The sequence below is a fragment of the Candidatus Pseudomonas phytovorans genome (genome assembly GCA_029202525.1).
Lineage (GTDB): Bacteria > Pseudomonadota > Gammaproteobacteria > Pseudomonadales > Pseudomonadaceae > Aquipseudomonas > Aquipseudomonas phytovorans.
Genome location: CP119325.1, coordinates 4,011,083 through 4,037,723, shown reverse-complemented (window position 1 = coordinate 4,037,723; position 26,641 = coordinate 4,011,083). Strand labels below are relative to the sequence as shown.

Annotated in this window: 23 protein-coding genes; 12 read left to right on the top strand and 11 right to left on the bottom strand. The window is 62.6% G+C overall.

What is annotated here, in order from left to right; genetic code table 11:
* Positions 1-11: 11 nt before the first annotated feature.
* Positions 12-734, bottom strand: coding sequence for a UDP-2,3-diacylglucosamine diphosphatase (locus P0Y58_17745; GenBank protein WEK28749.1), 723 nt, complete (start codon positions 732-734; stop codon positions 12-14).
* Positions 731-1,234, bottom strand: a complete 504-nt coding sequence (locus P0Y58_17740; GenBank protein WEK28748.1) for a peptidylprolyl isomerase — start codon at positions 1,232-1,234, stop codon at positions 731-733. The genes P0Y58_17745 and P0Y58_17740 overlap by 4 nt, the downstream gene beginning before the upstream one ends.
* A 248-nt stretch (positions 1,235-1,482) precedes the next feature.
* Here P0Y58_17740 and P0Y58_17735 point away from each other — a divergent pair, with 248 nt between their 5' ends.
* Together P0Y58_17735 and cysS are read left to right on the top strand one after the other, a co-directional pair.
* Positions 1,483-3,186 (top strand): glutamine--tRNA ligase/YqeY domain fusion protein, encoded by a 1,704-nt coding sequence (locus P0Y58_17735; GenBank protein ID WEK28747.1) that lies wholly within the window; start codon positions 1,483-1,485, stop codon positions 3,184-3,186.
* A 9-nt stretch (positions 3,187-3,195) separates the two neighbouring features.
* Positions 3,196-4,578 carry a cysteine--tRNA ligase gene (gene cysS / locus P0Y58_17730; GenBank protein WEK28746.1) on the top strand — a complete coding sequence of 461 codons (1,383 nt, stop codon included), beginning with the start codon at positions 3,196-3,198 and terminating at the stop codon, positions 4,576-4,578.
* A 70-nt stretch (positions 4,579-4,648) separates the two neighbouring features.
* Here the strand turns inward: cysS and P0Y58_17725 are convergent, their stop codons facing one another.
* The 3 genes from P0Y58_17725 to csiR form a co-directional block, all read right to left on the bottom strand.
* On the bottom strand, positions 4,649-6,040 hold the full coding sequence (locus P0Y58_17725; GenBank protein WEK28745.1) for a HAMP domain-containing sensor histidine kinase: 1,392 nt from the start codon (positions 6,038-6,040) through the stop codon (positions 4,649-4,651).
* Positions 6,018-6,698: a response regulator transcription factor gene (locus P0Y58_17720; GenBank protein ID WEK28744.1), complete on the bottom strand. Its 681-nt coding sequence runs from the start codon at positions 6,696-6,698 to the stop codon at positions 6,018-6,020. Before P0Y58_17720 ends, P0Y58_17725 begins: the two co-directional genes overlap by 23 nt.
* Positions 6,699-6,773: 75 nt before the next feature.
* A complete protein-coding gene (gene csiR, locus P0Y58_17715; protein WEK28743.1) occupies positions 6,774-7,469 on the bottom strand; it encodes a DNA-binding transcriptional regulator CsiR in 696 nt (231 codons plus the stop codon).
* Positions 7,470-7,663: 194 nt separating this feature from the next.
* Here csiR and glaH point away from each other — a divergent pair, with 194 nt between their 5' ends.
* The 5 genes from glaH to proP all read left to right on the top strand — a co-directional run bounded on the left by glaH (position 7,664) and on the right by proP (position 13,906).
* Entirely contained in the window at positions 7,664-8,641 is a 978-nt protein-coding gene (glaH, locus tag P0Y58_17710) for a glutarate dioxygenase GlaH (GenBank protein WEK28742.1), read from the top strand.
* A 114-nt stretch (positions 8,642-8,755) separates the two neighbouring features.
* A complete protein-coding gene (gene lhgO, locus P0Y58_17705) occupies positions 8,756-10,006 on the top strand; it encodes an L-2-hydroxyglutarate oxidase (GenBank protein ID WEK28741.1) in 1,251 nt (416 codons plus the stop codon).
* A 133-nt stretch (positions 10,007-10,139) separates the two neighbouring features.
* Positions 10,140-11,033, top strand: a complete 894-nt coding sequence (locus P0Y58_17700) for a serine protein kinase RIO (GenBank protein WEK28740.1) — start codon at positions 10,140-10,142, stop codon at positions 11,031-11,033.
* Positions 11,034-11,268: 235 nt separating this feature from the next.
* Positions 11,269-12,243, top strand: coding sequence for a porphobilinogen synthase (gene hemB, locus P0Y58_17695; protein ID WEK28739.1), 975 nt, complete (start codon positions 11,269-11,271; stop codon positions 12,241-12,243).
* A 160-nt stretch (positions 12,244-12,403) separates the two neighbouring features.
* The gene (gene proP / locus P0Y58_17690; GenBank protein WEK28738.1) at positions 12,404-13,906 is read left to right on the top strand and encodes a glycine betaine/L-proline transporter ProP; all 1,503 of its coding nucleotides are present in this window, start codon (positions 12,404-12,406) and stop codon (positions 13,904-13,906) included.
* Here the strand turns inward: proP and P0Y58_17685 are convergent, their stop codons facing one another.
* The 5 genes from P0Y58_17685 to P0Y58_17665 form a co-directional block, all read right to left on the bottom strand.
* Positions 13,907-14,608, bottom strand: a complete 702-nt coding sequence (locus P0Y58_17685; protein WEK28737.1) for a YoaK family protein — start codon at positions 14,606-14,608, stop codon at positions 13,907-13,909.
* Positions 14,609-14,617: 9 nt separating this feature from the next.
* Positions 14,618-15,247: a riboflavin synthase subunit alpha gene (locus P0Y58_17680; protein ID WEK28736.1), complete on the bottom strand. Its 630-nt coding sequence runs from the start codon at positions 15,245-15,247 to the stop codon at positions 14,618-14,620.
* Between the two features lie 190 nt (positions 15,248-15,437).
* A complete protein-coding gene (locus tag P0Y58_17675; protein ID WEK28735.1) occupies positions 15,438-18,422 on the bottom strand; it encodes an autotransporter domain-containing protein in 2,985 nt (994 codons plus the stop codon).
* An 88-nt stretch (positions 18,423-18,510) separates the two neighbouring features.
* Complete coding sequence (gene treS / locus P0Y58_17670) at positions 18,511-20,577, bottom strand: maltose alpha-D-glucosyltransferase (protein WEK28734.1); 2,067 nt, start codon at positions 20,575-20,577, stop codon at positions 18,511-18,513.
* An 85-nt stretch (positions 20,578-20,662) separates the two neighbouring features.
* Positions 20,663-21,589: a LysR substrate-binding domain-containing protein gene (locus P0Y58_17665; GenBank protein WEK28733.1), complete on the bottom strand. Its 927-nt coding sequence runs from the start codon at positions 21,587-21,589 to the stop codon at positions 20,663-20,665.
* A gap of 141 nt (positions 21,590-21,730) precedes the next feature.
* Between P0Y58_17665 and gtdA the strand changes: the two genes are divergently transcribed.
* Genes gtdA through P0Y58_17640 form a run of 5 tightly spaced genes read left to right on the top strand, consistent with a single transcriptional unit; the run spans position 21,731 to position 25,540 of the window.
* Complete coding sequence (gene gtdA / locus P0Y58_17660; GenBank protein ID WEK28732.1) at positions 21,731-22,786, top strand: gentisate 1,2-dioxygenase; 1,056 nt, start codon at positions 21,731-21,733, stop codon at positions 22,784-22,786.
* Between the two features lie 16 nt (positions 22,787-22,802).
* Positions 22,803-23,501, top strand: a complete 699-nt coding sequence (locus tag P0Y58_17655) for a fumarylacetoacetate hydrolase family protein (GenBank protein WEK28731.1) — start codon at positions 22,803-22,805, stop codon at positions 23,499-23,501.
* Positions 23,467-23,658, top strand: a complete 192-nt coding sequence (locus P0Y58_17650; GenBank protein WEK28730.1) for a hypothetical protein — start codon at positions 23,467-23,469, stop codon at positions 23,656-23,658. The genes P0Y58_17655 and P0Y58_17650 overlap by 35 nt, the downstream gene beginning before the upstream one ends.
* 18 nt (positions 23,659-23,676) lie before the next feature.
* Complete coding sequence (maiA, locus tag P0Y58_17645) at positions 23,677-24,318, top strand: maleylacetoacetate isomerase (protein WEK28729.1); 642 nt, start codon at positions 23,677-23,679, stop codon at positions 24,316-24,318.
* Between the two features lie 28 nt (positions 24,319-24,346).
* Positions 24,347-25,540 (top strand): 3-hydroxybenzoate 6-monooxygenase, encoded by a 1,194-nt coding sequence (locus tag P0Y58_17640; GenBank protein ID WEK28728.1) that lies wholly within the window; start codon positions 24,347-24,349, stop codon positions 25,538-25,540.
* 122 nt (positions 25,541-25,662) lie between these two features.
* Here the strand turns inward: P0Y58_17640 and P0Y58_17635 are convergent, their stop codons facing one another.
* Positions 25,663-26,580: a LysR family transcriptional regulator gene (locus P0Y58_17635; protein WEK28727.1), complete on the bottom strand. Its 918-nt coding sequence runs from the start codon at positions 26,578-26,580 to the stop codon at positions 25,663-25,665.
* Positions 26,581-26,641 lie beyond the last annotated feature (61 nt).

The following is a 26,641-nucleotide window of genomic DNA, read 5'->3' as shown; positions in this document are numbered from 1 at the left end:
ATTCGGAGAAATCAGGAAAAATCGAATGGCGCCAGCTGAAACCCTTGCTCATCCACCTGCAAGGCCCAGCCCCGGCGGTCCCAGTCCCCCAGCACGATGCGCCGTGCCGGTTCCCCGTCCACCACCAGCTTGTGAATCGCCGGTCGGTGGGTATGGCCATGCACCAGCGTGCGCACGCCATGCGCCGCCATCACCTTGGGTACTTCCTCTGGCGTGACGTCGACAATTTCGGTGGACTTCATCCGCGTTTGCGTACGGCTTTCGCTGCGCAGCTTGCGCGCCAGCTTGTAGCGGGCCGACAGCGGCAGGTGCCGCAAGACCCACAGGCTCAGCGGGTTGCGCAACAACCGGCGCATCTTCATGTAGCCCACATCGCGGGTGCAAAGGGTGTCGCCATGCATCAACAGCACCTGCTCACCGCCCAGTTCGATCACGCTGGGGTCGCTCAGCAACGTGCAGCCCGCGGCGTCGCAGAAAGCCTGGCCAATCAGGAAGTCACGGTTGCCATGCATCAGGTAGATGGCCGTGCCGCTGTCGCTCAGCCGGCGCATGGCCTGGCAGATCGACTGCTGGAAGGAAGTCATGGCATCGTCGCCAATCCACGCTTCGAAAAAGTCGCCCAGTATGTACAACGCCTTGGCGTGGCGGGCACGGCCGTCAAGCAGATCAAGAAACGCCCGGGAAATATCCGGGCGTTCTTCTTGCAAATGCAGATCAGAGATCAGCAGTATCACTCAATGATCTCGGCTTTCTCGATGATCACGTCTTCTTTTGGTACGTCCTGGTGGCCGGACTTGGAGCCGGTTGCGACCTTCTCGATGGCATCAACCACTTCACGGCCTTCAATCACTTCGCCGAATACCGCGTAGCCCCAGCCCTGTACGTTCTTGCCGCTGTGGTTGAGGAAGTCGTTGTCCGAAGCGTTGATGAAGAACTGCGCCGAAGCAGAGTGCGGCTCCATGGTGCGGGCCATGGCGATGCTGTACTTGGTGTTTTTCAGGCCGTTGTCAGCTTCGTTCTGGATGCTGGCGCGCTTGTCACGTTTTTCGTTCATGCCTGGCTCAAAACCGCCGCCCTGGATCATGAAACCCTTGATCACACGGTGGAAAACGGTATTGGTGTAGTGACCGGCGTTAACGTATTCGATGAAATTGGCCACGGTGATCGGGGCTTTTTCAGCGTTCAGTTCAATGACGATGTCGCCATGGTTGGTGGTCAGTTTGACTTTGGACATGCTGAAACTCGCTTTTTCAAGGCAATCAGAAATTAGGGTGCGCAGAGCGCCGGATATCACCTGACGCTGGATCAGGAGGTCGCGACACATGGCGCGCACTGGCCATTTTGCCAGGCTGCGGCAAAAAGCCGTGATAAATCACGCCAGTTTGTCCGGGCCCGACTGTCAGCAGCTTGACTGCTTCGGCTATGATAGGCCCTTTGTTTCAATCGGCCTACCCAGGCCAGACACATGCATTCAAGGATCCTATGAGCAAGCCCACTGCCGACAACGCGCCAAACGCCGCTGCCAAAGGCGCCCCCGCTGTCCCTGCGAACTTCCTGCGGCCGATCATCCAGGCCGACCTGGACTCGGGCAAGCACAGCAGCATCGTTACCCGCTTCCCGCCGGAGCCTAACGGCTACCTGCACATCGGCCATGCCAAGTCGATCTGTGTCAACTTCGGCCTGGCCAAGGAATTCGGGGGTGTCTGCCACCTGCGTTTCGATGACACCAACCCGGCCAAGGAAGACCAGGAATACATCGACGCCATTCAAAGCGACGTCAAATGGCTGGGCTTCGACTGGGCCGGCGACGTGCGATATGCATCCAGCTACTTCGACCAGTTGCACGACTGGGCGGTCGAGCTGATCAAGCGTGGCAAGGCGTATGTCTGCGACCTGACCCCTGATCAAGCCAAGGAATACCGCGGCAATCTGAAGGAGCCGGGCAAGAACAGCCCGTTCCGCGAGCGTAGCGTGGAAGAAAACCTCGACCTGTTCGCCCGCATGAAGGCTGGCGAGTTCAAGGACGGCGAGTGCGTGCTGCGGGCCAAGATCGACATGGCTTCGCCAAACATGAATCTGCGCGACCCGATCCTGTACCGCATCCGCCATGCACACCATCACCAGACCGGTGACAAGTGGTGCATCTACCCCAACTACGACTTTACCCACGGCCAGTCGGACGCGATCGAAGGCATCACCCACTCGATCTGCACCCTGGAGTTCGAGGGGCACCGTCCGCTGTATGAGTGGTTCCTCGACAACCTGCCGGTACCGGCACACCCGCGCCAGTACGAGTTCAGCCGCCTGAACCTGAACTACACCATCACCTCCAAGCGCAAGCTCAAGCAGCTGGTTGACGAAAAGCACGTCGACGCCTGGGACGACCCGCGCATGTCGACGCTGTCCGGCTTCCGTCGCCGTGGCTACACCCCGGCTTCGATCCGCAACTTCTGCGAAATGATCGGTACCAACCGCTCTGACGGCGTGGTCGACATGTCGATGCTCGAGTTCAGCATCCGTGACGACCTGGACCGCACTGCACCGCGCGCCATGTGCGTGCTGCGTCCACTGAAAGTGGTTATCACCAACTACCCGGAAGGCCAGGTGGAGCAGCTCGAACTGCCGCGCCATCCGAAGGAAGACATGGGCGTGCGGGTGCTGCCGTTTGCCCGCGAACTGTACATCGACCGCGATGACTTCATGGAAGAGCCGCCGAAGGGCTACAAGCGCCTGGAACCGGCGGGTGAGGTGCGCCTGCGTGGCAGCTACGTGATCCGCGCTGACGAAGCCATCAAGGACGCCGACGGCAATGTCGTAGAGCTGCGTTGCTCGTACGACCCCGACACCCTGGGCAAAAACCCTGAAGGCCGCAAGGTCAAGGGCGTGATCCACTGGGTGCCGGCCGAAGGCAGCGTCGAATGCGAAGTGCGTTTGTATGACCGCCTGTTCCGCTCCGCCAACCCGGAAAAGACCGAAGATGGTGGCAGCTTCCTCGACAACATCAACCCGGATTCGCTGCAAGTGCTGAGCGGCTGCCGTGCCGAACCATCACTGGCCCAGGCGCAACCCGAGGACCGCTTCCAGTTCGAGCGTGAAGGCTACTTCTGCGCCGACCTGAAAGACAGCCAGCCGGGCCGCCCGGTGTTCAACCGCACTGTCACCCTGCGTGACTCCTGGGGCAGCTGAGGAAACGCCGTGCTTACCATTTACAACACCCTGAGCAAAGCGAAAGAAACCTTCAAGCCGCTGGATGGCAACAAGGTGCGCATGTATGTGTGCGGCATGACCGTGTACGACTACTGCCACCTGGGCCATGGCCGCAGCATGGTTGCCTTCGACCTGGTCACCCGCTGGTTGCGCAAGAGCGGCTACGAGCTGACCTATGTGCGGAACATCACCGACATCGATGACAAGATCATCAACCGGGCCAACGAGAACGGCGAAAGCTTCGAAGCGTTGACCGCCCGCATGATCGACGCGATGCACGAAGACGAGCGCCGCCTGAACATCCTGCCGCCGGACCAGGAGCCGCGTGCCACCGACCATATCGCTGGCATGCACGCGATGATCCAGACCTTGATCGACCAGGGTTACGCCTACGCCCCGGGCAATGGCGACGTGTACTACCGCGTCGGCAAGTTCGTCGGCTACGGCAAGCTGTCGCGCAAGAAGATCGAAGACCTGCGCATCGGTGCACGTATCGAGGTCGACGAAGCCAAGCAGGACCCGCTGGACTTCGTGCTGTGGAAGGGCGTAAAACCGGGCGAGCCAAGCTGGGAGTCGCCATGGGGCCCGGGCCGTCCGGGCTGGCACATCGAGTGCTCGGTGATGTCCACCTGCTGCCTGGGTGAGAGCTTCGACATTCACGGCGGCGGCAGCGACCTGGAGTTCCCGCACCACGAGAACGAAATCGCCCAGAGTGAAGCAGCCACTGGCAAGCAGTACGCCAACGCCTGGATGCACTGCGGCATGATCCGTATCAACGGCGAAAAGATGTCGAAGTCGTTGAACAACTTCTTCACTATTCGTGACGTGCTCGAGAAGTACCACCCGGAAGTGGTGCGTTACCTGCTGGTGGCCAGCCACTACCGCAGCGCGATCAACTACTCCGAAGACAGCCTGCGCGACGCCAAGGCCGCGCTGGAGCGCTTCTACCACGCCCTGCGTGGCTTGCCACGGGTGGCGGCCAAGGGCGGCGAAGCGTTTGTCGAGCGTTTCAGCGTGGCGATGAACGACGACTTCGGCACCCCTGAAGCCTGCGCCGTGCTGTTTGACCTGGTGCGCGAGATCAACCGTCTGCGCGACAGCGATGTGCAAGCGGCTGCCGGCCTGGCTGGCCGCCTGCGTGAGTTGGGTGAGGTGCTGGGTGTGCTGCAGCTGGAAGCCGATGACTTCCTGCGTGCCGGTGCTGAAGGCAAGGTTGATGCTGCAGAGGTGGAAGGCCTGATTCAGGCGCGTCTGCAGGCGCGTACCGACAAGAACTGGGCCGAGTCGGACCGTATTCGCGACCAGCTCACCGCCATGGGTGTGGTGCTGGAAGACAGCAAGGGCGCGACTACCTGGCGTCTGGCTGACTGAAGCAACTGGGGCTGCTTTGCAGCCCTTCGCGGGCACGCCCGCGAAGGGCCGCAAAGCGGCCCCTGCTTTTTTATCTAGCCAGACCCGCAAGCGGGCAGTGCAAAACCAGCTTCGCGCCACCCAGGTCGCTCTCGCCAATTTCCAGCCCGAACCCATGCAGGTCGACGATCGCCGCAACGATCGACAACCCCAGCCCGAACCCGGCATGGCGGTGGCCTTCATCACTGCGATAGAAGCGTTTGAGCACCGCAGTTCGTTCCTCTTCCGGAATACCCGGCCCACTGTCCTCGATGGCCAGATGCACGCCGTTGTCGTCCTGCGTGGCAATAATCCGTACCTGTCCGCCCTCGGGGGTGAATTTGATGGCATTGCCCACCAGGTTGGCCAGCGCCTCGAACAGCAGCTCGCGATCACCATGCAGGGCCGGCAACTGTCCAGGCTGGTGCAACTCCAGATGAATGCCTCCATCTTCGGCCAACGGCAGATAAAAATCGTGCAGTTCGACCAGTAGTTCATGGGGGTCGAGGTGGACGAAGCCTGCGCGGCGCTGACGGTCTTCCAGCTCGCTGATGCGCAACAACCCGCGAAAACGCGCCATCAGGGTGTCGGTTTCGCCGATGGCCTGGTCCAGCGCCTCGGCCTGCGCAGAATCCACGTCGCTCTGCTGGCGAATGCGGTACAACTGCGCGCGCAGTCGGGTCAGCGGGGTACGCAGGTCATGGGCAATGTTGTCGCACACTCCCTTGACCTCGTGCATCAGCCGCTCGATGCGGTCGAGCATGGCGTTGACGATGGCTGCCAGCATGTCCAGTTCGTCGCGCCGGGCCGACAGTGGCAGGCGGTGGGTCAGGTCGCCGGCGACGATCAGCTCAGCTTGTGCCTGAATGGCACGAATCCGCTTGAGCGGTCGGCGGCGTAACAGGTACCAGCCGGCAAAGCCTGGGATCAGTGTCAGGGAAATACCCCAGAGCAGGGCATCGAGAATGATCCGGGTCACCACGAACAGTGAGCCGTTATCACGGAACAGCACCAGCCAGCGGCCATCCTGTACCTTGATCGCCACTGCATCGCAGCTGTCGCGGGGCATGCGCGGGTCGTCGGCATCCAGGCAGCGTTTCAGTTCATGGATCTTGCCGTCCAGCCTGAGCTCCGGGGGCAGGGCGCGCACGCTACCGCCCAGCGGGTTGAGCTGGGCATCGAACAGGCCGTAGGCGTCAAAGCTGCGTTCCTCGAAGGCCTGGCTGGCGATCAGGGCGTCGTCCAGCTGCTTGCCGCTCATGTGGGCGAACAGGTGCTGGCGCTGCAGCATGGAATGGCGGGTGAGCTTGTTCAGGTAACTTGACACCTCGAAGTACAGCACGCCCATGAGGATGCTGCTCCAGGCAACGAACAGAAAGCTGTACAGCGCCAGCAGGCGGCTGGTGGAGGAGCTCCAGCCCTTAGACGGGTTCAGCAATGGCATAGCCGGAGCCCCGTACCGTACGGATCAGCGGTGACTGGCCGGGAGAGTCGATTTTCTTGCGCAGGCGGCCGATGTGCACGTCGATCAGGTTGGTGCCGGGGTCGAAGTGGTAACCCCAGACCTCTTCGAAAATCATCATCCGCGTGATCACCTGGCCGCTGTGGCGCATCAGGTACTCCAGCAGTTTGTATTCGGTGGGCAGCAGGTTGAGCGTGTTGTCACCGCGGCGTGCTTCGTGGCTGATCAGGTCCAGTTGCAGGTCGGCGACCTGCAGGCGTGTCTGGGTCATGGGCACGCTGTTGCGGCGCAGCAATACCTCGACCCGTGCGGCCATCTCGTCAGAGGCAAACGGCTTGGTCAGGTAGTCGTCACCGCCGGCACGCAGGCCACGTACCCGTTCGTCGACGTCGGAGAGGGCGCTGATCATCAGGATCGGCGTGGCTATCTTGAGGCTGCGCAGGGTGGTGACGATGGTCAGGCCATCGACCTCGGGCAGCATGCGGTCTACGGTGATCAGGTCATAGCCGCCGGCGATGGCTTTGGCCAGGCCTTCACGGCCATTGTCGGCCCAATCCACCTCCAGGCCGTGGCTGTTAAGTTCGGCGACGATTTCCTGGCCGGTAACGGCGTCGTCTTCGATGGTCAGTACGCGAGGCATGCTGGTTCCTGGGCATCTATTTAGAGATTTGATTGTGCCAAAGAATAGACAATCGGCGATTTAAGAAAAATTCATCTAGCGAGCGCCGATACCCTCAGCATGCATGATTTGCGCGATGATTGGCACGGGCGTCATCAGGTGCGAGCGCATCAGGGCGCTGGCGCGTTTGGCGTCACGGGCGAGAATCACCTCGACCAGCGCTGCATGCTCCTGACGTTTGAGCTCCAGCGCGTGTTCGGAGAACACCGTCTGCGTCAGCCACAGGTGGCGGTAGCGTTCGGCCTGGTCGAACAGGTAAGTGCGTGCCTGAAGCAAGTGCTTCGAACCACAGCCCGAGGCAATGGCGGTATGAAATGCCTTGTGCCGCTCGTCCCACACATCCAGGCGTTGCTCGCGGGTTTTGACTTCCACCACCTTGGCCAGCGTGTGCGAGTGGGCCAGCACTGAGGCCTCCCAGGTGTCGTCGCCGCGCTCGATGGCCAGGGCGATGATCATCGCTTCCAGGTTGGCGCGGGCATCGTAGATATCGTTCATCTCGTCCAGCGACATGGGCGCCACCCGGTAGCCTTTCTGGCTGATCGCGTTAACCAGGTGCTCGGCCACCAGTTGCGACAGTGCTTCGCGCAGCGGGCCCACGCCCAGGTCGTAGCGTTCCTTCAGGGCGCTCATCAACAGTTTTTCACCGGGCTTGAACACGCCACGGATGATGTCCTTCTTGAGCCTCTCATACCCGCTGAATGCTGAGTTTTGTCGGGGGGCGAGCGCTTCCAAGATTTTGTTCCTCAAAACGTTTTGGCGATCATACCGAAACCGCTTGTCGACGAAAAACAATGGATAAACATGAATTTGTCGCCTAAACATAAAAATGTAGACATTTTCAGGTAGTGGCGATATTTTTACCTCGCCCGCACTGATCCAGGCCACCACCGGACGGTGCCACCCACCTTCTTAGTCAGGACACTGCCATGAACGCCTTTACGCAGATCGACGAACTTGTGATGCCGCTGCCGCTCGAAACGCGTGGCTACACCATCGCCCCTTCGAAACAGTCGCCGCGCCTGCTTGAACTGACCTTCGCCCGCGAAACGGTCGAAGCGTTCGTCCAGGCTGCGGCCGAGTGGCCGGTGCAGGCGCTGGAGTACAAGTCGTTCCTGCGCTTCCGGCTGGGTGAAATCCTTGATGAGCTGTGCCAGGGCACCTTGCGCCCGGTATTGCTCAACACCATCCTCGATCGCGCCACCGGCGGCATGCTGATTACCCCGCTGGGCCTGGATGACGTGAGCCAGGCCGAGGATATGGTCAAGTTCACGACCGCCTGCGCACACTTGATCGGCCGTTCCAACTACGACGCCATGAGCGGCCAGTTCTACGCGCGCTTCGTGGTGGTCAACACCGACACCTCCGACAGCTACCTGCGCCAGCCGCACCGGGTCATGGAGTTGCACAACGACGGCACATTCGTGAACCAGATCACCGATTACGTGCTGATGCTGAAGATCGACGAAAAGAACATGGAAGGCGGTAATTCGCTGCTGCTGCACCTGGACGACTGGGAACAGTGCGAGGCATTCTTCCGCCACCCGATGGCCCGCCGCGAAATGCGCTGGACCGCACCGCCGAGCAAGAAAGTGGCCGAAGATGTGTTCCACTCGGTATTCGACACCGACGGCGAAGGCCGCCCGACCATGCGCTACATCGACCAGTTCGTGCAGCCGGAAAACTACGAAGAAGGGATCTGGCTGAACGCCTTGTCCGACTCGCTGGAGGGTAGCGAGAAGAAAGTTTCGGTGCCGGTGGCGGTGGGCAGCTTCGTGTTGATCAATAACCTGTTCTGGCTGCACGGTCGCGATCGCTTCACCCCGCACGAGGGCCTGCGCCGTGAGCTGATGCGCCAGCGTGGTTACCTCGCCTTCCCCAAGCCGCTGTACCAGCGCGGGCAATAATGACGGGGCGCAGGGCGGGCGCCCGCCCATGCGTCTTTGCACAAAATGATGCCACCAGGGCCCGCGCGGGCCTGGGTGTGCAAGCCAGGCAATGCCTGCGTGTGAGGTAAGGCTGTGTACGATTTCATTATTATTGGCGGTGGCATTGTGGGCATGTCCACGGCCATGCACCTGATCAAGGTCTACCCGGACGCGAAGATTCTCCTGCTGGAGAAAGAATCCGGCCCGGCCCGCCACCAGACCGGTCACAACAGCGGCGTGATCCACGCTGGCGTGTATTACACCCCCGGCAGCCTCAAGGCGCGCTTCTGCCTGGAAGGCAACAAGGCCACCAAGGCCTTCTGCACCGAGCACGGCATTCGTTTCGATGAATGCGGCAAGCTGCTGGTAGCGACCAACGACCTGGAAATGCAGCGCATGAAGGCGCTGTGGGAGCGCACCGAGGCCAATGGCCTGGAGCGCTCCTGGCTGTCGGCAGACGAGTTGCGCGAGCGCGAGCCCAATATCGTCGGCATGGGTGGCATCTTCGTGCCGTCCAGCGGCATCGTCAATTACGCTGAAGTGACCGCTGCGATGGGCGCAGAATTCCTGCGAGCCGGCGGCGAAATCCGCTATGGCGCAGAGGTGGTCGGCCTTGTGGAGCAGCCCAGCGAAGTGATCGTGCGCACGCAGCACGACGAGTTCCGTAGCCGCTTCCTGGTGACCTGCTCGGGCCTGATGGCCGACCGCGTGGTCAGCATGCTGGGCCTGCGCACCGAGTTTGTCATCTGCCCGTTCCGGGGTGAATACTACTTGCTGCCCAAGCAACACAACCAGATCGTCAACCACCTGATCTACCCGATTCCCGACCCGTCGATGCCGTTCTTGGGCGTGCACCTGACCCGCATGATCGACGGCACCGTCACGGTTGGCCCCAACGCCGTCCTGGCGATGAAGCGCGAGGGCTACCGCAAGACCGACGTCAGCCCCAGCGACCTGTTCCAGACCCTGACCACCCCCGGCATTCTCAAGGTGTTGGCGAAAAACTTCCGCCCGGGCCTGATCGAGATGAAAAACTCGCTGTTCAAGGGCGGCTACCTCAAGCAGGTGCAGAAGTACTGCCCGAGCATCACCAAGGCCGACCTCACGCCTTACCCGGCCGGCGTGCGTGCCCAGGCGGTGTCGCGCGATGGCAAGCTGATCGACGACTTCCTGTTCGTCAACACTGCGCGCAGCGTCAACGTATGCAACGCACCGTCGCCGGCCGCCACCTCGGCCATTCCGATCGGCGCCTATATCGTCGAGAAGGTATGTGAGCAGGTTACCCGCGCAGGTGGCAGCGCCCCTAAGGCGGACCGGGCGGCCAGTCATCGGGCGGCCAGCTGACAAAGCCGTAATACGTTCTGCGTGCCCTTCAGGGCAGGGCGTCTGATCGGCCTGGGCTGAAGACAGACGAGCAAGTCGCACCCGGCTGTGAGAGGATGTCCACCATCACAGCCAGGACCCCGAACACAGCCTGATGAAGACACCCAAAAGAATCGAACCCTTGATCGAAGACGGCCTGGTCGACGAAGTACTGCGGCCGCTGATGAGTGGCAAGGAGGCCGCCGTGTACGTGGTGCGCTGCGGCAACCAGGTGCGCTGCGCCAAGGTCTACAAAGAAGCCAACAAGCGCAGTTTCCGCCAGGCCGCCGAATACCAGGAAGGCCGCAAGGTGCGTAACAGCCGCCAGGCCCGAGCCATGGCCAAAGGCAGCAAGTTCGGCCGTAAAGAAGCCGAGGACGCCTGGCAGAACGCCGAGGTTGCGGCATTGTTCCGCCTGGCCAGTGCCGGTGTGAGGGTGCCCAAGCCTTACGACTTCCAGGACGGCGTACTGCTGATGGAACTGGTCACCGACGCCGATGGTGACGCCGCCCCACGGCTGAACGACGTGCACCTGGAAGCCGAAGAGGCCCGCACGTTCCACGCTTTTGTCATTCGCCAGATCGTACTGATGCTATGTGCGGGGCTGGTGCACGGTGACCTGTCCGAGTTCAACGTGCTGCTCGGCCCGGACGGTCCGGTGATCATCGACTTGCCGCAGGCAGTGGATGCAGCGGCCAACAACCACGCTTTCAGCATGCTGCAGCGCGATGTCGACAACATGGCCCACTATTTCGGGCGCTTTGCCCCGGAGCTGAAAAGCACCCGGTATGCGCAGGAGATGTGGGCGTTGTTCGAGGCCGGTGATCTGCTGCCAGACAGCCCATTGACCGGGGTGTTTGCGGATGACGAGCATGAAGCTGACGTGTCCGGGGTGATGCGCGAGATCGACGCAGCCCGGCTGGATGATGCCCGTCGCCGTGCAGCGCGCGACGAGGCAGAGCATGGCCCGGCCAAGGCAGAGGAGCCCACGCCGCCCTGGTTGCAGTAATCGGTCGCCTGTGCAGGCCTCTTCGCGGGCACGCCCGCTCCCACAGGATCACCTTAGCTTCAAATATTGTAGGGTCTCTGTGGGAGCGGGCATGCCCGCGAAGAGGCCTGCACAGGATAATCAGACCCCAGGCCAGTCATTGCCTTTGACGCAAGACAATATCTCATCAATTGGCCTTTTCACTGGCGCGCGAGAGGCATAAGGTATACGCCGTTCAAAATGCCCTGGAGCTGTCATGTCCAACCAATTCCCGTCCGTTCGTCCACGCCGCCTGCGCCAGAACGAGTCCCTGCGCACGATCTTCCAGGAAACCGAATTCCGCCTGGAAGACCTGATTTTGCCGATCTTCGTCGAAGAGGGCATTGATGATTTCGTGCCGATTACCAGCATGCCCGGGGTCAATCGCATCCCCGAGAAGCTGCTGGCCCAGGAAATCGAGCGGTATGCCCGTGCCGGTATCAAGTCGGTCATGACCTTTGGCGTGTCGCACAACCTGGACGCCACCGGCAGCGACACCTGGAACGAGAACGGCCTGGTCGCGCGCATGTCGCGCATCTGCAAGGACACCGTGCCGGAAATGGTGGTGATGTCCGACACCTGCTTCTGCGAATACACCAGCCACGGCCATTGCGGGGTGGTGCATGACCATGGCGTGGACAATGATGCCACCTTGGCCAACCTGGGCAAGCAGGCAGTCATCGCCGCGGCTGCCGGGGCCGACTTCATCGCCCCGTCGGCGGCAATGGACGGCCAGGTACAGGCCATCCGTAGCGCGCTGGACGGTGCCGGCTTCCACGACACCGCGATCATGGCTTACTCCACCAAGTTCGCTTCGTCGCTGTATGGCCCGTTCCGTGAAGCCGGCGGCACTGCGCTGAAGGGCGACCGCAAAAGCTACCAGATGAACCCGATGAACCGTCGCGAAGCCGTGCGCGAGTCGCTGCTGGACGAGCAGGAAGGGGCAGATGTGCTGATGGTCAAGCCGGCTGGCGCCTACCTTGACGTGATTGCCGACATCCGCGCCGCCTCACGCCTGCCGCTGGCTGCATACCAGGTGAGTGGCGAGTACGCGATGATCAAGTTCGGCGGCCTGGCCGGCGCCATCGATGAAGGCCGAGTGATGCGTGAGAGCATTGGTGCGATCAAGCGTGCCGGTGCCGACCTGATCCTGACCTACTTCGCCATGGACCTAGCCCGCGAAGGTATCTGAAGCCAGGCCTTCGGTTTACAAAGCCGCTGTAGTTGCAGCGGCTTTTCTTTGTGCGCTGTTGGTGAAGCGGCGCAAACGCACAAAAAATCATTAAGCGCTGAATTATTTAGTGTCCCGTTGTATCTGAACCCTTAGAGCATTCATCGACAGGGACAACGGCATGAAACCTCGCAAGAAAACCGTCCAGCCAATCGGCCTGAAGGACATCACCATCGTCGACGACGCCAAGATGAAAAAGGCGATCACCGCCGCCGCGCTGGGCAATGCCATGGAGTGGTTCGATTTTGGCGTATACGGCTTCGTGGCCTATGCCCTGGGTAAGGTGTTCTTCCCCAACGCCGACCCGAGCGTGCAGATGATCGCGGCGCTGGCCACTTTTTCGGTGCCTTTCCTGATCCGACCACTGGGCGGGCTGTTCTTCGGCGCCCTGGGCGACAAGTTCGGGCGGCAGAAAATCCTCGCCGCCACCATCGTCATCATGTCGCTCAGCACCTTTGCCATCGGCCTGATACCGTCTTACGCCAGCATCGGCATCTGGGCACCGATCCTGCTGTTGCTGGCCAAAATGGCCCAGGGCTTTTCGGTGGGTGGCGAGTACACCGGTGCCTCGATCTTTGTTGCCGAATACGCCCCCGACCGCAAGCGCGGTTTTCTGGGTAGCTGGCTGGACTTCGGCTCGATTGCCGGCTTTGTGCTAGGCGCGGGGGTGGTGGTACTGATTTCCACCATTCTTGGCGAAGAAAAGTTCCTTGAATGGGGCTGGCGCCTGCCGTTCTTCCTGGCCCTGCCGCTGGGCATCATCGGCCTTTACCTGCGCCATGCACTGGAAGAAACACCTGCGTTTCAGCAGCATGTCGACAAGATGGAACAGGGCGATCGCGAAGGCCTGGCCTCTGGGCCCAAGGTATCGTTCAAGGAAGTAGCCACCCAGCACTGGCGCAGCCTGGTGACCTGCGTCGGCGTGGTCATTGCCACCAACGTCACCTACTACATGCTGCTCACCTACATGCCCAGCTACCTGTCGCACAATCTGCATTACAGCGAAGACCATGGCGTGCTGATCATCATCGCGATCATGGTCGGCATGCTGTTCGTGCAGCCTGTGATCGGCCTGCTCAGCGACAAGTTCGGGCGTCGGCCGTTCATCATCGTCGGCAGTGTCGGTTTGTTTGCCCTGGCTATCCCGGCGTTCATGTTGATCAACAGCGGCGTGCTAGGGGTGATTTTTGCCGGGCTGCTGATCATTGCCGTGTTGCTGAACTTCTTCATCGGTGTGATGGCCTCGACGCTGCCCGCAATGTTCCCTACGCACATCCGCTACAGCGCGTTGGCGGCCGCGTTCAACATTTCGGTGCTGATCGCCGGGCTTACCCCGACCCTTACCGCCTGGCTGGTGGAGAGCACTGGCGACCTGTACATGCCGGCCTATTACCTGATGGTGATCGCCGCGATTGGCCTGCTGACCGGGTTGACCATGAAGGAAACCGCCAACAAGCCGCTGCGCGGCGCGGCACCAGCCGCCTCGGACATCGAGGAGGCGCGTGAGCTGTTGCAGGAGCACCACGACAACATCGAGCAGAAGATCGAAGACCTCGATGCGCAGATTGCCGAACTGGAAGCCAAGCGCGAGAAGCTGGCACAGCAGCACCCGCGTATCGATTGATCAGCGCGGCATGTAGCCACGCTGCCAGGCGCGCGGTATGAACCACGACACCAGGGCCAGCACGCAAGCCAGCGCGCAGCTGCCAAACAGCGCCTGCAGGCCCAGGTGATGTTGCAACCAGGCACCCAGTGCTGCCCCCAGCAGCATGCCGGCCCAGGGCACCAGTTGCACCCGCCAGCCGTTGCGCCGCTCGCCCATCAGCCACCGGCCCAGGCCACGGCCGAAGCGGGACAAGGCCCCGGTGACGTAAGTCAGGCCGATGGGCAGGCCGTTCACTTGTTCAACCACGGCATTGATCATGCCCATGGCCAGTGTGGCGGCCAACAATGCCGGGAAGGTGGCCGCCAACGGCCATGCAGCCGCGAACGCCAACAGCACGGCGACCATCAGCAACACGGGCCAGGCACGGCGGCGCAAACCACGCGCCAGCAGCACGCCCAGCGCATTACCAGCGACGAAGCCCAGTATCGCGCCACTCAGGCGCAGCACCAAGGCCAGGTCTGCTTCGCTGATGGCCACGGCCAGGCGGGTGGTATTGCCACTCATGAACGATACGAAGTCGCCTAGCGCCAGTAGGCCGATGGCATCTGTCATGCCGGCCAACACTGACAAACCAGCGACCAGGCCGAGGCCGACACGGCCACGCAAAACTTGCAGCCGCAGCCGCCTGGCCGTGCGCGCGGGTAGGGCGTTGGGCAGCATGGACAGGCCTCAGGGCAGCAGTTTTTCGCGGGCCAGGGTACCTTTGATGGTGCGCTCCACCACATCCACCAACACCATGGTCTGGTGATCGACTTCGATATTAAGCCTTTCGCCGGCCTTGTAGCTGGCGAACGTGGTCTGGCGCAGGGTTTCCGGGATCAGGTTGATGGTGATGACGTTGTCGTCGACATCGGCGACGGTCAGGCTGCAGCCATTGACCCCGATGAAACCGCGCGGGAACACGTACTTGCCCCATTCCGGCGGCATGCGGAACCTGATGAAGGCGCCGGTTTCCTTGATTGACAGTTCGACGATTTCAGCGGTGGTGGCAATGTGGCCGGCCATCAGGTGGCCACCCACTTCGGCGTTCATTTTCGCCGAACGTTCGATGTTTACCCCTTGGCCCGCCTTGAAGAAGCACAGGTTGGTGCGTTCGAGGGTGGCGGTCATGGCGTCGAATTTGACTTGGGTGCCAGCAATGTCAGTGACCGACAGGCAGGTGCCTTCGACACTGACGCTGGCGCCGATCTTCAGGTCGTCGAGCAGTTCCGGGGTGAGGTCGATGGTGAACTGGTTGTGGCCCGGGTAAGTGGTCACATCAAGCAGAGGGCGGACGGCCTGGACGATGCCGGTGTACATGGAGTTGCTCCTGGGCACGAAAAAGAAATCTTTCGAACGCTATGCTTCTGAAGCCTCAAAAGCAAGGTGGCAGTGCCGGCCTCTTCGCGGCTGAAGCTGCTCCTACAGGTAATGTACAGAATTAGAAACCTCTGCAGTCACTGTGGGAGCGGCTTCATCCGCGAAGAGGCCAGTGCAGGCGCTGAAGCTACTAAAACTTCAACTGCCACTGCCCAACCACAGCATGGTTGCGGCTATTGCTACCCAGCTCACCGCTATACCCGATGCCCACTTTCTGCCGCGCACTCAGCCCCAGGTCCAGCCCGGCTTCGACCAGCAGGCTATCCCGGTCAATCGCGCTGCCTTCGACACTGAATGCATCACCACCCGCAATAAACGCCTGCCGCGTGCGGGTATCGATGTTGCCGTAGGTGTGGCGCCAGCCCAGCGTCGCCCGGGGTGTGAGGCTCATACCGTTGTCCAGTTGCCCCAAGTGCGCCAGGCGCACGCCGAAGGTACTGCTGAAGTTGTCCTGGGTATCGGCGTCCACCGCCAGCGCCGCGTCACCACCTTGCTCGCGGTAGCTGTCGCGGTGGTAGCGCTGGTAGCCGAGGTTGGCGAACGGTTCGGCGCTGAGGCGGCCGCTGCCCATGGCGTAGCCTAGTTCGACAAAGGCCTGCTGGCTATCTGCATCGTAGTCACCCTTGAGGCGCTCGTTGAAGCCTGCGAAGGCCACGTCGCGCTTGCTGTGGCCATCATGGCCGCTGTAGGCCGCGCCCAGGCGCAGGGCCAGCGGGCCGCTCTGGTGTTGGGCATACACCCCGGCGTGCCAGCTGCGCACGGTGCCATCCAGGCCGCTGCTGTCCAGGCGCGTGCGCGAGTAGCCACCCAGCACGCCCAGGCGCCATTCACCGCCCAACGCCCAGTCGACGCCCAGCACACCACCACCGGTGCGCTGCTCCAGCGCGCTGGTGCCGTGGCTGCCATCGACCTTGCCGTAGCTGCCCAGCGCCTGTGCCCAGACACGCCCCTGGGCGTTCGGGTCGTTGAGGTTGCGCGCTTCGCGTGGCACGCCAGTGGCGGCCAGGGCAGGGCTGTCGCTGTCGGTCATGCCCACCTGCAGGCTGCCTGCGCTGGCCATCGCCTGCATGGCACCGAGCATGCTGCTGCCGACCTGCGACGTGCCGGCCAGGGTGGCGGCTGCCAGGTTGGCGGTGTTGCTGGCCGACAGTTGCTCGATGGCGTTGCCGGCGCCGGCCGTGGTAGTGCCGAGCACGGCATTGTACAGGTTGCTGTTCTGCCCCAGGCCGGCCAGGCCGCGCGCGGCACCGGCGGCGTTGGCAGACTGTGCGTAATGCTCGAAGGCAACGTCGTTGCGGTCGTAGGCCAGGCCCACTGAGTTGCTGGTGTAACTCAACGTGGGGGTGAGGAAGGCATAGTCGCTGGTCACCTGGGCGAATGTGCCCTTGACTGCGCTGGCCGTCAGCACGGTGTACTGGCTTTGCCAGGGATACTCACCGGGGGTGGGCTGTACGCGCAGGGTGGCGTTATCGAGATTTGCCGTGCCGCTGACGCTGACCGGTGCGCTGCTGCCATCGGCATTCACGCCATACACCAGGCTTGCACCTTGGCTGAAGTTCAGGTCGCCAGCGACCGTAGCCACACCGAGGCCGGTGTTGGTCAGCAGGGTGCCGTCTACCTGCAGCCCGCCGACCGAGCCACCACCGGCGTAGATGGCGCCTTGCTCGATCTGCATCTGGCCGAGGATGCTGCCCTGGTTGATCAGCGTGGCGCCTGAAGTCACCACGCCGCCTTGGCTGAAGTCGCCAATGCTGCTCAGGGTCCAGCTGCCGCCGCTGACCTTGAGGGTTTCAAAGTGGGTGCTGTTGCCGAAGCTGCCGCTACCGTTCAGGGTGACGTTATCGACCCCGTCACCGCCATCGACCAGACCATTGAAGGCCCCGCCGGTTAGCACTGTGAGGTTGTCGTCGCCGGCGCCCATGCTCAGTGCCAGGCCATTGCCGCCACTGATCGTGCCGCTGTTGACTACCGTGTCGTCATACTCCCCGATCAGCCTGATGCCAAAGCCGCCATCGCCTTCGATGCGCCCGGCATTATCGATGGTGGTGGCGGCAACCCCCGCACCTTCGGCGCCGTCATCCACCAGAATGCCGTTATCGACGCTGCGAATTACCCCGGTCGCCGTGTTGACGACGCTGCCGCCACCCATGGCGATGCCTTCGCTGCCGTTCGGTCGCCCGCCACTGTCGACGCCCTTGGCGCCCAGGCCCTGGATGGTACCGGCGTTGTACACATGGCCGATGTTGTCGATATCGACGCCGTCGCCGTCGCCATTGATCTTGCCGTCGGCGATAGCACCGGTGATGGTGCCCCAGTTGTACACGGTGCCGCTGCCGTCGGAACCGAAGCCCGAACCGTTGCGCCCGGTAACGCTGGCACCCTCGTAGTTGTAGAGTGTGGCATCGGTCTTGAGGTCTACGCCATGGCGGTCGGCGCTGATCGTGCCGTGGTTGTACACGGTCACGCCGGTGGAGGTGCCGATCTTGATGCCATCGTACTTCTGGTCCAGGCCATTCTTGTCCTGTGGCGCAGTGTCGGTAACGATCAGCCCGTAGTTGGTGACCGTGGCATTGGAGCCGGTCTTGATCGCGTCGTTGCCGACGGCATGGATCACCCCCGTGGCCTGGTTGACCAGGGTGGTGGTGAAGGCCGGGTTGTTCAGGGTTTCCAGGTCGATGGCCTGGCCCTCAACTGTGGACTCGATGGTGCCGGCGTTGATGATATTCAGGCTGCCACCCGCAGTGGGGTTGGTCTGGAAGCGCAAGCCGTCATTGGTGCCCTGAATCAGCGCCCCGGCCTGGTTGCTGATCACGTAGTGACTGACGTCTTCGCCGTCATCCTTGCTGTCGATACCGCGGCCGTCGGTAGAGCGGATGATGCCGGCGTTGTCGACGCTCACGGTGGCGCCGCTGGTGTGCTTGGGCAAAATCACGCCGTCGTCGTCACTGGCCTCGATGCTGCCGGTCGATGTCACCTTCAAGCTGTCGGACTTCTTCAACTCCAGGGTATCGGTGCTGGCGTTGCTTATCAGGTAATCCTTGGCGAAGGCTGCGGGGGCGAAGGCGGCACAGGCCAGGGCGATGCACAGGGCCAGGCGGTTGGGCGTGAAAGGCATTGGGCGACCATGGGTTATTGTTCAGGGGCGCCCAATATGGCTATGCGATATTACGATTTGATTGATTGTGCGGTGTTTTGATCGCCAATTACACATGCGCGCTGCTGTTGACGATACGCAGGCACAGCGCCTCGTACGGGTCCAGGTTCACCTGCAAGCGCCCGTCTTCGGTCAGGTCCCCTTCGACCGTCTCATTGATCATGTCCACTACCGTACCCGGCGTGAAACCGGTCAGTTGCAGCTCCTCGGCAATCGCCGCCTGGCCGAAGTTCAGCGCGCTGATCTGGATGCCGCGCCCGGCTGGCAGTTCGTGCACCATCACCAGCAAGCCAGGGCTGCTGACCTCAGGTACCAGCACCTGGCGGCTGGTGGCGATGCCATAGGCCTGCCGCACCGCCAGCAGCTTTTTCACCTTGCAGGCAAACGAGTCGCTGTTTTCCAGCTGGCTGTCCAGGCTGCCATACAGGGCGCGGGCACGGGGCATGCCACGCACCGACTCTTCTGCCTGCGGGTCCAGCCCGGCCAGGTCGTAACCGCCCCGGTGAATCCAGCGGGTATCGCCATCCAGCATCCGCTGCGCGACCGCTTCGGCGGGCAAGGGCAGGGCGCCTACCAGGTCCCAGCCAGACAGCGCGACTACCCCTGGCTGCATGGCGTTGTACATGACCAGCAGCAAGTGCACTTTCTGGATCAGCTCGATTTCTGCTGCGCCGATTTGCTCAAGGTCGCGGATGCCCAGCGCTGCGGCGATCAGGCTGGCCGTAGTGCAGGCGATTCCGTTGGTCACGAAGCGCAGGTTGTAGGGGGCGTGCTCGCCCGACAGGCGTTCATAGATCTCTTCACGAATATGTTCACGCAGGATGCTGCCAGGCAAGGTCTGGCCCTTGTACAGGTACATGTCGTGGGCGTGCAGGGTCCAGAAATGCACCAGCTCCACGGTCAGCTCATCGTGGTTCTGCAGGGCATGGATAAGCGAGGCGGGGTCGATGCCGAAGGCGTGCATTTCCTTGAGCATCAGGCGCAGGAACTCGGTGTCGCCGGTCAGCAGCGCATGTTGGTAGGCTGGCCGGGTGATGAAGTCGTAGGACAGGTCGGCCCCGCCCTTTGACATCTGCGCGATGTCGTCCAGGGTCAGGTTCAGTTCCTGGAAGCTGAAACCGCCGGCTTTGCGGATCATGCCGCCGATCAACTGGTTGCCGACGATCGACAGCGGGTGGCTTTCCGACCAGGCGGTGCCGCTGGCCCGCGTTTCCACACCCAGAAAGCCGTTGGCGTCCAGGCGCAGACCGCGCGCGCCCAGGCAGTCCAGGGCGTGCAGGGCATCGCCAATGATCATTTGCTGGGCGGCAAAGGTCGGGTCAAGCCAGTTAAGCGAGGGCTGGCCTTCCTTGAAGTAGTGCAGGTAGACCCAGCGACGGGTTTTGCCGTCAACACCGGTGATGGGTGGCGTGACGCTCCAGTCGGTTTCCTTTACACCAGGCTCGAAGAAGATCACCCGTTGCAGCTGGCCGACGATGTAATGGCGGGCTTTGAGCTCGTCGCACTGGGCCGGCAGCAGGTTGACCGAATCACGGCCGCTGGGCACCTCAGGCAGCAGCTGCCAGTCTTCTTCGCGAACTTCGACCATATGGTACAGCCCCGGGTAAGGCCCGTAGGCCATCTCGGCCAGGCGGAAGTCTGCCCCTTTGCCTGTGTGCGAGGGGATCAGGTCATCGATGGTCACTGCATTGTGTGCGGCGGCCATGCGGCTCATCTGCACCAGTTCCTGTTCGCTGCCGTACAGCGGGTCGATATCGAAGCTGATACGGTCGAAGTTACCGTCCACGCTGGGTGTGGGTGCGCGGCCACGAATGCCGCCGGACAATTTGATCGGGCCAGTGTGCAGGCCTTGGATGCCGATCTCCGACAGGCGCTTCCACAGTGCTTCGTGGGCCAGGGCGCCGAGTACGGAACAGTCTGGCGGGGCGATGATGGCGTCGGGGTACACGGTCAGCCAGACCGAAGCGATTTCGGTGGCGCGGCGGGGCTGGGCTTCGGCGTAGGGCTGCTGCCACAGGCGTGACTGCCCTGAATACAGGCTGGCCCGCTCTTGGGAAGCCTTGAGCATGGCGCGGTCTTCGAGCCATTTGACGTATGACGGGTCGGGCTGGGTCATTTCGCGTCCTCTTTGCGTGTCGGCACCGGCTCAGGTTATGACGGCTGCGGGCGCTGATCGTTCGGCTTGAAGATGCCAGCACCGATCAAGGCTCGCGAATTGGGCTGCGGGCGGCCTCACGCAAGCTTTCCAGCAAATCCAGCAATGCAGCCTCGATATGCGGCTCATCGCGCCAGCACATGCCAATCGAGCCTTCTGCCTCCAGCTCGAAATCCAGCCGCCGCAACAACCCTCGCCCATGGAAATGCTCGGCCACCCGCCCGGACGCGACGGACAGCATGTCGCTGTTCTGCATCAACCACAGATTGGCCATCAACGATGACGATTCGATACGGCATGGCAACGGCTTGCGCCCGGCATTGCTCAGGGCCGTGTCCAGGCGGTTGCGGATCGGCGTGGCCGGCGGCCACAGCAGCCAGTCGTACTGGTACAGGTCATCCCAGCCAAGGCCCGTGCGCCCGGCCAACGGGTGATCGGGGCGGGCGACCACCTGCATGGGTTCGCGGAACAGCATTTCGCTGTGCAGGGCCTGGCTCGGCTGATAGTTGTCGACGCGCCCGACCACCACATCCAGTTGACCCAGGTGTAGGCGTTCGAGCAGCACGTTCATCGTGCTTTCCTGCAGTGATACCTGCGCTTTCGGGTGTTTTTCCAGAAAGTACAGGATGGCGTCCGGCACCAGGCTGGGCGCCGAAGCCGGCGACGTGCCAATCGCCACGTTAGGTGTGTTGCCTTCGCGCAGGGCATCAAGGTTGCTCTGCGCGCGTTCCATTTCGCTGAGGATGCGCCGCGCATGGTTTACCAGCAAGGTGCCTTCGGCAGTCGGCCGCAGGCCTCGGGCATGGCGTTCGAAGAGCAGGGCTCCAGCGTCTTCTTCCAGTTCTTTGAGGAACTTCGACAGCCCAGGCTGAGTGGTGTAGGCCTGCCGGGCGGTGTCGCTGAGGTTGCCGGTTTCGGCCAGCGTTACCAGCAGTTGCAGGTGCCTGGGGCGCAGGCGACGGGTCCAGTGCATGGCGTGCCTCTCATCATCTTTTTCGTATGGATGCATATTAAAATATCATTTTTTTTGTATGTCTGGCGGGCGTTTAATCGGTCCCACAACGGGGCGCTGCCACTGCCATTCGCCCCTTCACAGCCCACCGAAGGTGAAGCGATGAATAACAACGACAACATCGGTACGGACCGCGCCGACTTCTATCAACGCATCGATAGCCAAGCGCTGTTCCCGCTGTGGGAACAACTGCATAACCTGGTGCCGCCGCAGCCCACCACTACCTGCGTACCGGCCCTGTGGCGCTTCAGCGAAGTGCGCCCGTACCTGATGGAAGCCGGCCAGCTGATCAGCGCCGAAGAAGCGGTGCGCCGTGTGCTGGTGCTGGAAAACCCGGGTATTCGCGGCCAGGCCTCGATCACCCCCAGCCTGTATGCCGGCCTGCAACTGATCTTGCCGGGCGAGATCGCTCCCAGCCATCGCCACAGCCAGTCGGCGCTGCGTTTCGTGGTCGAAGGCAAGGGCGCCTACACCGCAGTGGACGGGGAGCGCACCACCATGCACCCGGGCGATTTCATCATCACCCCCTCCTGGACCTGGCACGACCACGGCAACCCGAGCGAAGCCGAAGGTGGCGAGCCGGTCATCTGGCTGGACGGGCTGGACATTCCCACTGTGCGCTTCTACGGCGCCGGTTTCGCTGAAAACCACCCGCAGGCCGTGCAGCCGGTCAGCCGGCCGGAGGGCAACAGCCTGGCCCGCTACGGCGCCAACATGCTGCCGCTGCGCCATCAAGTGCAGGGTACTACCTCACCGATTTTCAGTTACCCGTATGCACGTACCCGCGACGCGTTGGCCACGCTTGAACGCCAGGGCGAAGTGGATGCATGGGACGGGGTCAAGCTGCGCTACGTCAACCCGGCCACTGGCGGCTGGGCCATGCCCACCATCGGTACCTGCATGCAGCTACTGCCGCGCGGCTTCGCTGGCCAGACCGCCCGCAGCACCGATGCCACCGTGTACTCGGTGGTCGAGGGGCAGGGGCGCGCCATCATCGACGGGCAGACCTATGTCTTCGAGCCCAGGGACACCTTCGTGGTGCCGAGCTGGGTACCGCTAAGCCTGCATGCGGACGACGAGTGCGTGCTGTTCAGCTATTCCGACCGGCCCGTGCAGGAGGCCCTCGGGCTGCTGCGCGAAGCCCGCGACCACTATTGATCCAAGGAACCCTGCCATGACTTATCTGTTTGAACCTGCCGCCACCACCAGCCTGCCGATTGCCGGCAGCGACCAGCGCTTCCCGGTACGCCGGGTGTACTGTGTGGGGCGCAACTACGCAGCCCACGCCCGTGAAATGGGCTTTGATCCCGACCGCGAGCCGCCGTTCTTCTTCTGCAAACCGGCCGATGCCGTGGTGCCGGTGGCCGACGGCCAGACCCTGGAACTGCCGTACCCGGCCGAAACGAGCAACTACCACTACGAGATCGAGCTGGTCGCCGCTATCGGCAAAGGCGGGCGCAACATTGCGCAGGAGCAAGCCAACGAACATGTGTTCGGCTATGCCGTAGGCCTGGACATGACCCGTCGCGACCTGCAGATGAAGATGCGCGAAATGGGCCGCCCGTGGGAAATCGGCAAGGCGTTCGACGCCTCCGCCCCCATTGCGCCGCTGTACCCGGCCAGCGAGGTCGGCCACCCGGCGCAGGCCGGCATCTGGCTGCAGGTCGAAGGCCAGGATCGCCAGCGCAGCGATATCGACAAGCTGATCTGGTCGGTGCCGGAAACCATCGCCTACCTGTCGCGTTTCTTCGACCTGCAGCCGGGTGACCTGATCATGACCGGCACCCCCGAAGGCGTTGGCCCGGTAGTGGCCGGCGAGCTAATGGTTGGCGGCGTCGATGGCCTGGGCCAAATCCGCGTCCGCGTTATCTGATCGTGCCGGGCCGGCACTGCTAATGGAGGCCGGGCTGTCTTTCGAGGTGCTGTTCGGCGTGCTCGTGCTACCTGCCGTGCTGGCCGCTGCGGCGATCTTCTTCAAGGGCGCGCGGCCTGCTACCGCGCTGCCCGCCAATACCCACATCACGCTTTGACCCAGCAGGATTACTGCCATGCAGCTCTACAGCTTTTTCAACAGTTCCACCTCGTACCGGGTGCGCATCGCCCTGGCCCTGAAAGGCCTGGCGGTGGATTACCACGGCGTCAACCTGCGCGCCGGTGAGCAACGCCAGGTGCAGCACCGTGCGCTCAGCCCCATCGGCGGCGTGCCGGTGCTGGTGCGTGACGATGGCGTCAGCCTGACCCAGTCGCTGGCGATCATCGATTACCTCGACGCGTGCTATCCCCAGGCGCCACTGCTGCCCGCCGAGCCGCTGTTGCGCGCAAGGGTGCTGGAAGTGGCGCAGCTGATCGCCTGCGACGTTCACCCGCTGAACAACGTGCGCGTGCTGGGTTACCTGCAACGCGTGCTGGAAGTAGGGCCAGAGGAAAAAGACCGTTGGTACGCGCACTGGGTCGCCGAAGGGCTGGCCGCCCTCGAAGTGCTGCTGCAACGGCATGGCGAAGGTCCGTACTGCTTTGGCGCCCAGCCGACCATGGCCGATTGCTGCCTGGTGCCTCAGGTGGCCAATGCCGAGCGCGTGGGCTGCGACCTGCAGGCATACCCGCAGGTGATGGCGGTGTACGACCACTGCCAGGCGCAACCCGCCTTCCAGCGTGCGGCCCCTGGCCGCCAACCCGATTTCATCCAATAAGAACCGCAGCCTGTACGGAGACCCAACCATGACTGCCCAACAACAAAAAATCATCATCGTCGGCGGCGGCATCGGCGGCCTTGCCGCCGCCCAGGCCCTGACCGCCCAAGGTATCCAGGTACTGCTGCTGGAACAGGCCGACCATATCGGTGAGATTGGCGCCGGTATCCAGCTTGGCCCCAATGCCTATGCCGCGCTGGATGCGCTGGGCGTGGGCGAAGCTGCGCGCAGCCGCTCGGTGTTCACTGACCACCTGATCATGATGGACGCCATCGATGCCCATGAGGTCGGCCGTATCGAAGTTGGCGAAGGTTTCCGCCAGCGTTTCGGCAACCCGTATGGCGTGATCCACCGCGCCGATATTCACTTATCGATCCTCGAAGCGGTGCAGCAGAACCCGCTGATCCGCTTCCAGACTTCAACCCATGTCGCCGGCATGGAGATGGACGACCATGGCGTGACCCTGACCGACAGCAAGGGCAACCGTTACCAGGCCGACGCAGTGATTGGCTGTGATGGCGTGAAGTCGGTGATCCGCGAGCGCATGGTCGGCGACCCGGCACGCGTCACCGGGCATGTGGTGTACCGCGCCGTGGTGGATGTGCAGAACATGCCCGAAGACCTGCGCGTGAACGCGCCGATGCTGTGGGCCGGGCCGCGCTGTCACCTGGTGCATTACCCGCTGCGTGGCGGCCAGCAGTACAACCTGGTGGTGACCTTCCACAGCCGCAACGAGGAGCAGTGGGGCGTGAGCGATGGCAGCAAGGACGAGGTGCTGTCGTATTTCGAGGGCATTCACCCACGGCCCCGGCAAATGCTCGACCGGCCGACTTCGTGGCGCCGCTGGGCCACCGCCGACCGCGACCCGGTGGAGCAATGGGGCGAAGGGCGGGCAACGCTGCTGGGTGATGCTGCCCACCCGATGACCCAATACCTGGCCCAGGGCGCGTGCATGGCGCTTGAGGATGCCGTGGTGCTGGGGCAGGCGGTGAAGGCCTGCGAGCATGACCTGCAGGCGGCGTTCCGCCTGTACGAGTCGGTCCGCATACCCCGTACGGCACGGGTGCTGTGGTCGGCGCGGGAGATGGGGCGGCTTTACCACGCCAAGGGCGTTGAACGACTGGTGCGCAACCAGCTGTGGGAAGGGCGTTCGCAGGCGCAGTTCCAGGATGCCGTTCAATGGTTGTATGGCTGGAGCATTGATAGCTGCCTGAAGCACTGACAACAGGCCCGGCGTCTTCGCGGGCCCGCCCGCTCCCACAGGTATACCAACGGCTTCGAGGCCTCTAGATTACCGGTGGGAGCGGGCGTGCCCGCGAAGAGGCCGGACCTGCAAAGGCAGAGTCAGCGCCGCGCCGACAACTGCTGCGGTGCCAGAAACGCATCATGGAAGTAATTGCGCACGGCCTGCATCGCCGGGCTGAACGCCCGCTCCCGGTGCCAGGCCAGCCCCACGCTCATCGGCGTTACCGGGTCGCTGATAGTCACCGTCTCGATCCGCTTGCCCTCCAGCGACCACGGCCGGTGCACCAGGTCCGACAGGATCGCCACGCCACTGCCATTGGCGACCATGCTGCGCACGGCCTCCACCGAACTGGTCCGCACCCGCACGCTCGGCCGTTGCCCGGCCTGTTCCCAATAGCGCATGGCGCTTTGCTCGGCCTCGTCCACGGTCAGCAGGATGAACGGTTCACAGGCCACATCGGCCAGGCTCACCGACGAGCGCTCGCACAGCAGATGATGGCCGGGCAGCCACAGTCGGCGCTCGGAGTTGAACAGTGTTTCCGAGACGATGTCCGGGTGGGTGAGGTTGGCCGTCAGCACTACAGCCATGTCGAAACGCCCCTCCAGCAAACCTTGCTCGATGGCGCTGCGTTCCTGCTCGTACAGCTCCAGTTTCACATCCGGGTGCCAGTGTTCAAGGCGTTGCAGGTGGTGTGGCAGGAAGTAGCCAATCACCGTGTAGCTTGCCGCCAGGCGCAGCAGGCCGCTGGCGCGCACGTTCGGCAGCGGGCTGTTCAGCGCGTCGTCAACACTGTGCAGGATCACGTAGGCGCGGTTCAGAAAATGCCGGCCGGCCTCGGTCAGGCTCATGCCCTGGGCCGAGCGCTGAAACAGCAGCACGCCAAGCATGGCTTCCAGCTCCTTGATTGCCGTGGTCACTGCCGACTGAGAGATATTCAGGTGGATGGCAGCCTGGGAAATCTGGCCGATTTCGGCGGTGGCGACGAAGTAACGGACCTGGCGCAGGGTCAGTGACACGATTGGCTCCTGGGGTATCTGATTTTCAGAAGACACCCTATCTGTTTATAGATCTTCCCAA

Bases quoted from the DNA above. Each gene is read 5' to 3' on its own strand.
- P0Y58_17735 (WEK28747.1), top strand. From the start codon at position 1,483: ATGAGCAAGCCCACTGCCGACAACGCGCCAAACGCCGCTGCCAAAGGC.
- P0Y58_17655 (WEK28731.1), top strand. From the start codon at position 22,803: ATGACTTATCTGTTTGAACCTGCCGCCACCACCAGCCTGCCGATTGCC.
- P0Y58_17680 (WEK28736.1), bottom strand. From the start codon at position 15,247: ATGTACACCGGCATCGTCCAGGCCGTCCGCCCTCTGCTTGATGTGACC.
- P0Y58_17665 (WEK28733.1), bottom strand. From the start codon at position 21,589: ATGCACTGGACCCGTCGCCTGCGCCCCAGGCACCTGCAACTGCTGGTA.
- P0Y58_17685 (WEK28737.1), bottom strand. From the start codon at position 14,608: ATGCTGCCCAACGCCCTACCCGCGCGCACGGCCAGGCGGCTGCGGCTG.
- P0Y58_17720 (WEK28744.1), bottom strand. From the start codon at position 6,698: ATGCCTCGCGTACTGACCATCGAAGACGACGCCGTTACCGGCCAGGAA.
- P0Y58_17740 (WEK28748.1), bottom strand. From the start codon at position 1,234: ATGTCCAAAGTCAAACTGACCACCAACCATGGCGACATCGTCATTGAA.
- hemB (WEK28739.1), top strand. From the start codon at position 11,269: ATGTCCAACCAATTCCCGTCCGTTCGTCCACGCCGCCTGCGCCAGAAC.
- P0Y58_17675 (WEK28735.1), bottom strand. From the start codon at position 18,422: ATGCCTTTCACGCCCAACCGCCTGGCCCTGTGCATCGCCCTGGCCTGT.
- gtdA (WEK28732.1), top strand. From the start codon at position 21,731: ATGAATAACAACGACAACATCGGTACGGACCGCGCCGACTTCTATCAA.
- P0Y58_17640 (WEK28728.1), top strand. From the start codon at position 24,347: ATGACTGCCCAACAACAAAAAATCATCATCGTCGGCGGCGGCATCGGC.
- P0Y58_17650 (WEK28730.1), top strand. From the start codon at position 23,467: ATGGCCTGGGCCAAATCCGCGTCCGCGTTATCTGATCGTGCCGGGCCG.
- proP (WEK28738.1), top strand. From the start codon at position 12,404: ATGAAACCTCGCAAGAAAACCGTCCAGCCAATCGGCCTGAAGGACATC.
- treS (WEK28734.1), bottom strand. From the start codon at position 20,577: ATGACCCAGCCCGACCCGTCATACGTCAAATGGCTCGAAGACCGCGCC.
- glaH (WEK28742.1), top strand. From the start codon at position 7,664: ATGAACGCCTTTACGCAGATCGACGAACTTGTGATGCCGCTGCCGCTC.
- maiA (WEK28729.1), top strand. From the start codon at position 23,677: ATGCAGCTCTACAGCTTTTTCAACAGTTCCACCTCGTACCGGGTGCGC.
- P0Y58_17725 (WEK28745.1), bottom strand. From the start codon at position 6,040: ATGCCATTGCTGAACCCGTCTAAGGGCTGGAGCTCCTCCACCAGCCGC.
- P0Y58_17700 (WEK28740.1), top strand. From the start codon at position 10,140: ATGAAGACACCCAAAAGAATCGAACCCTTGATCGAAGACGGCCTGGTC.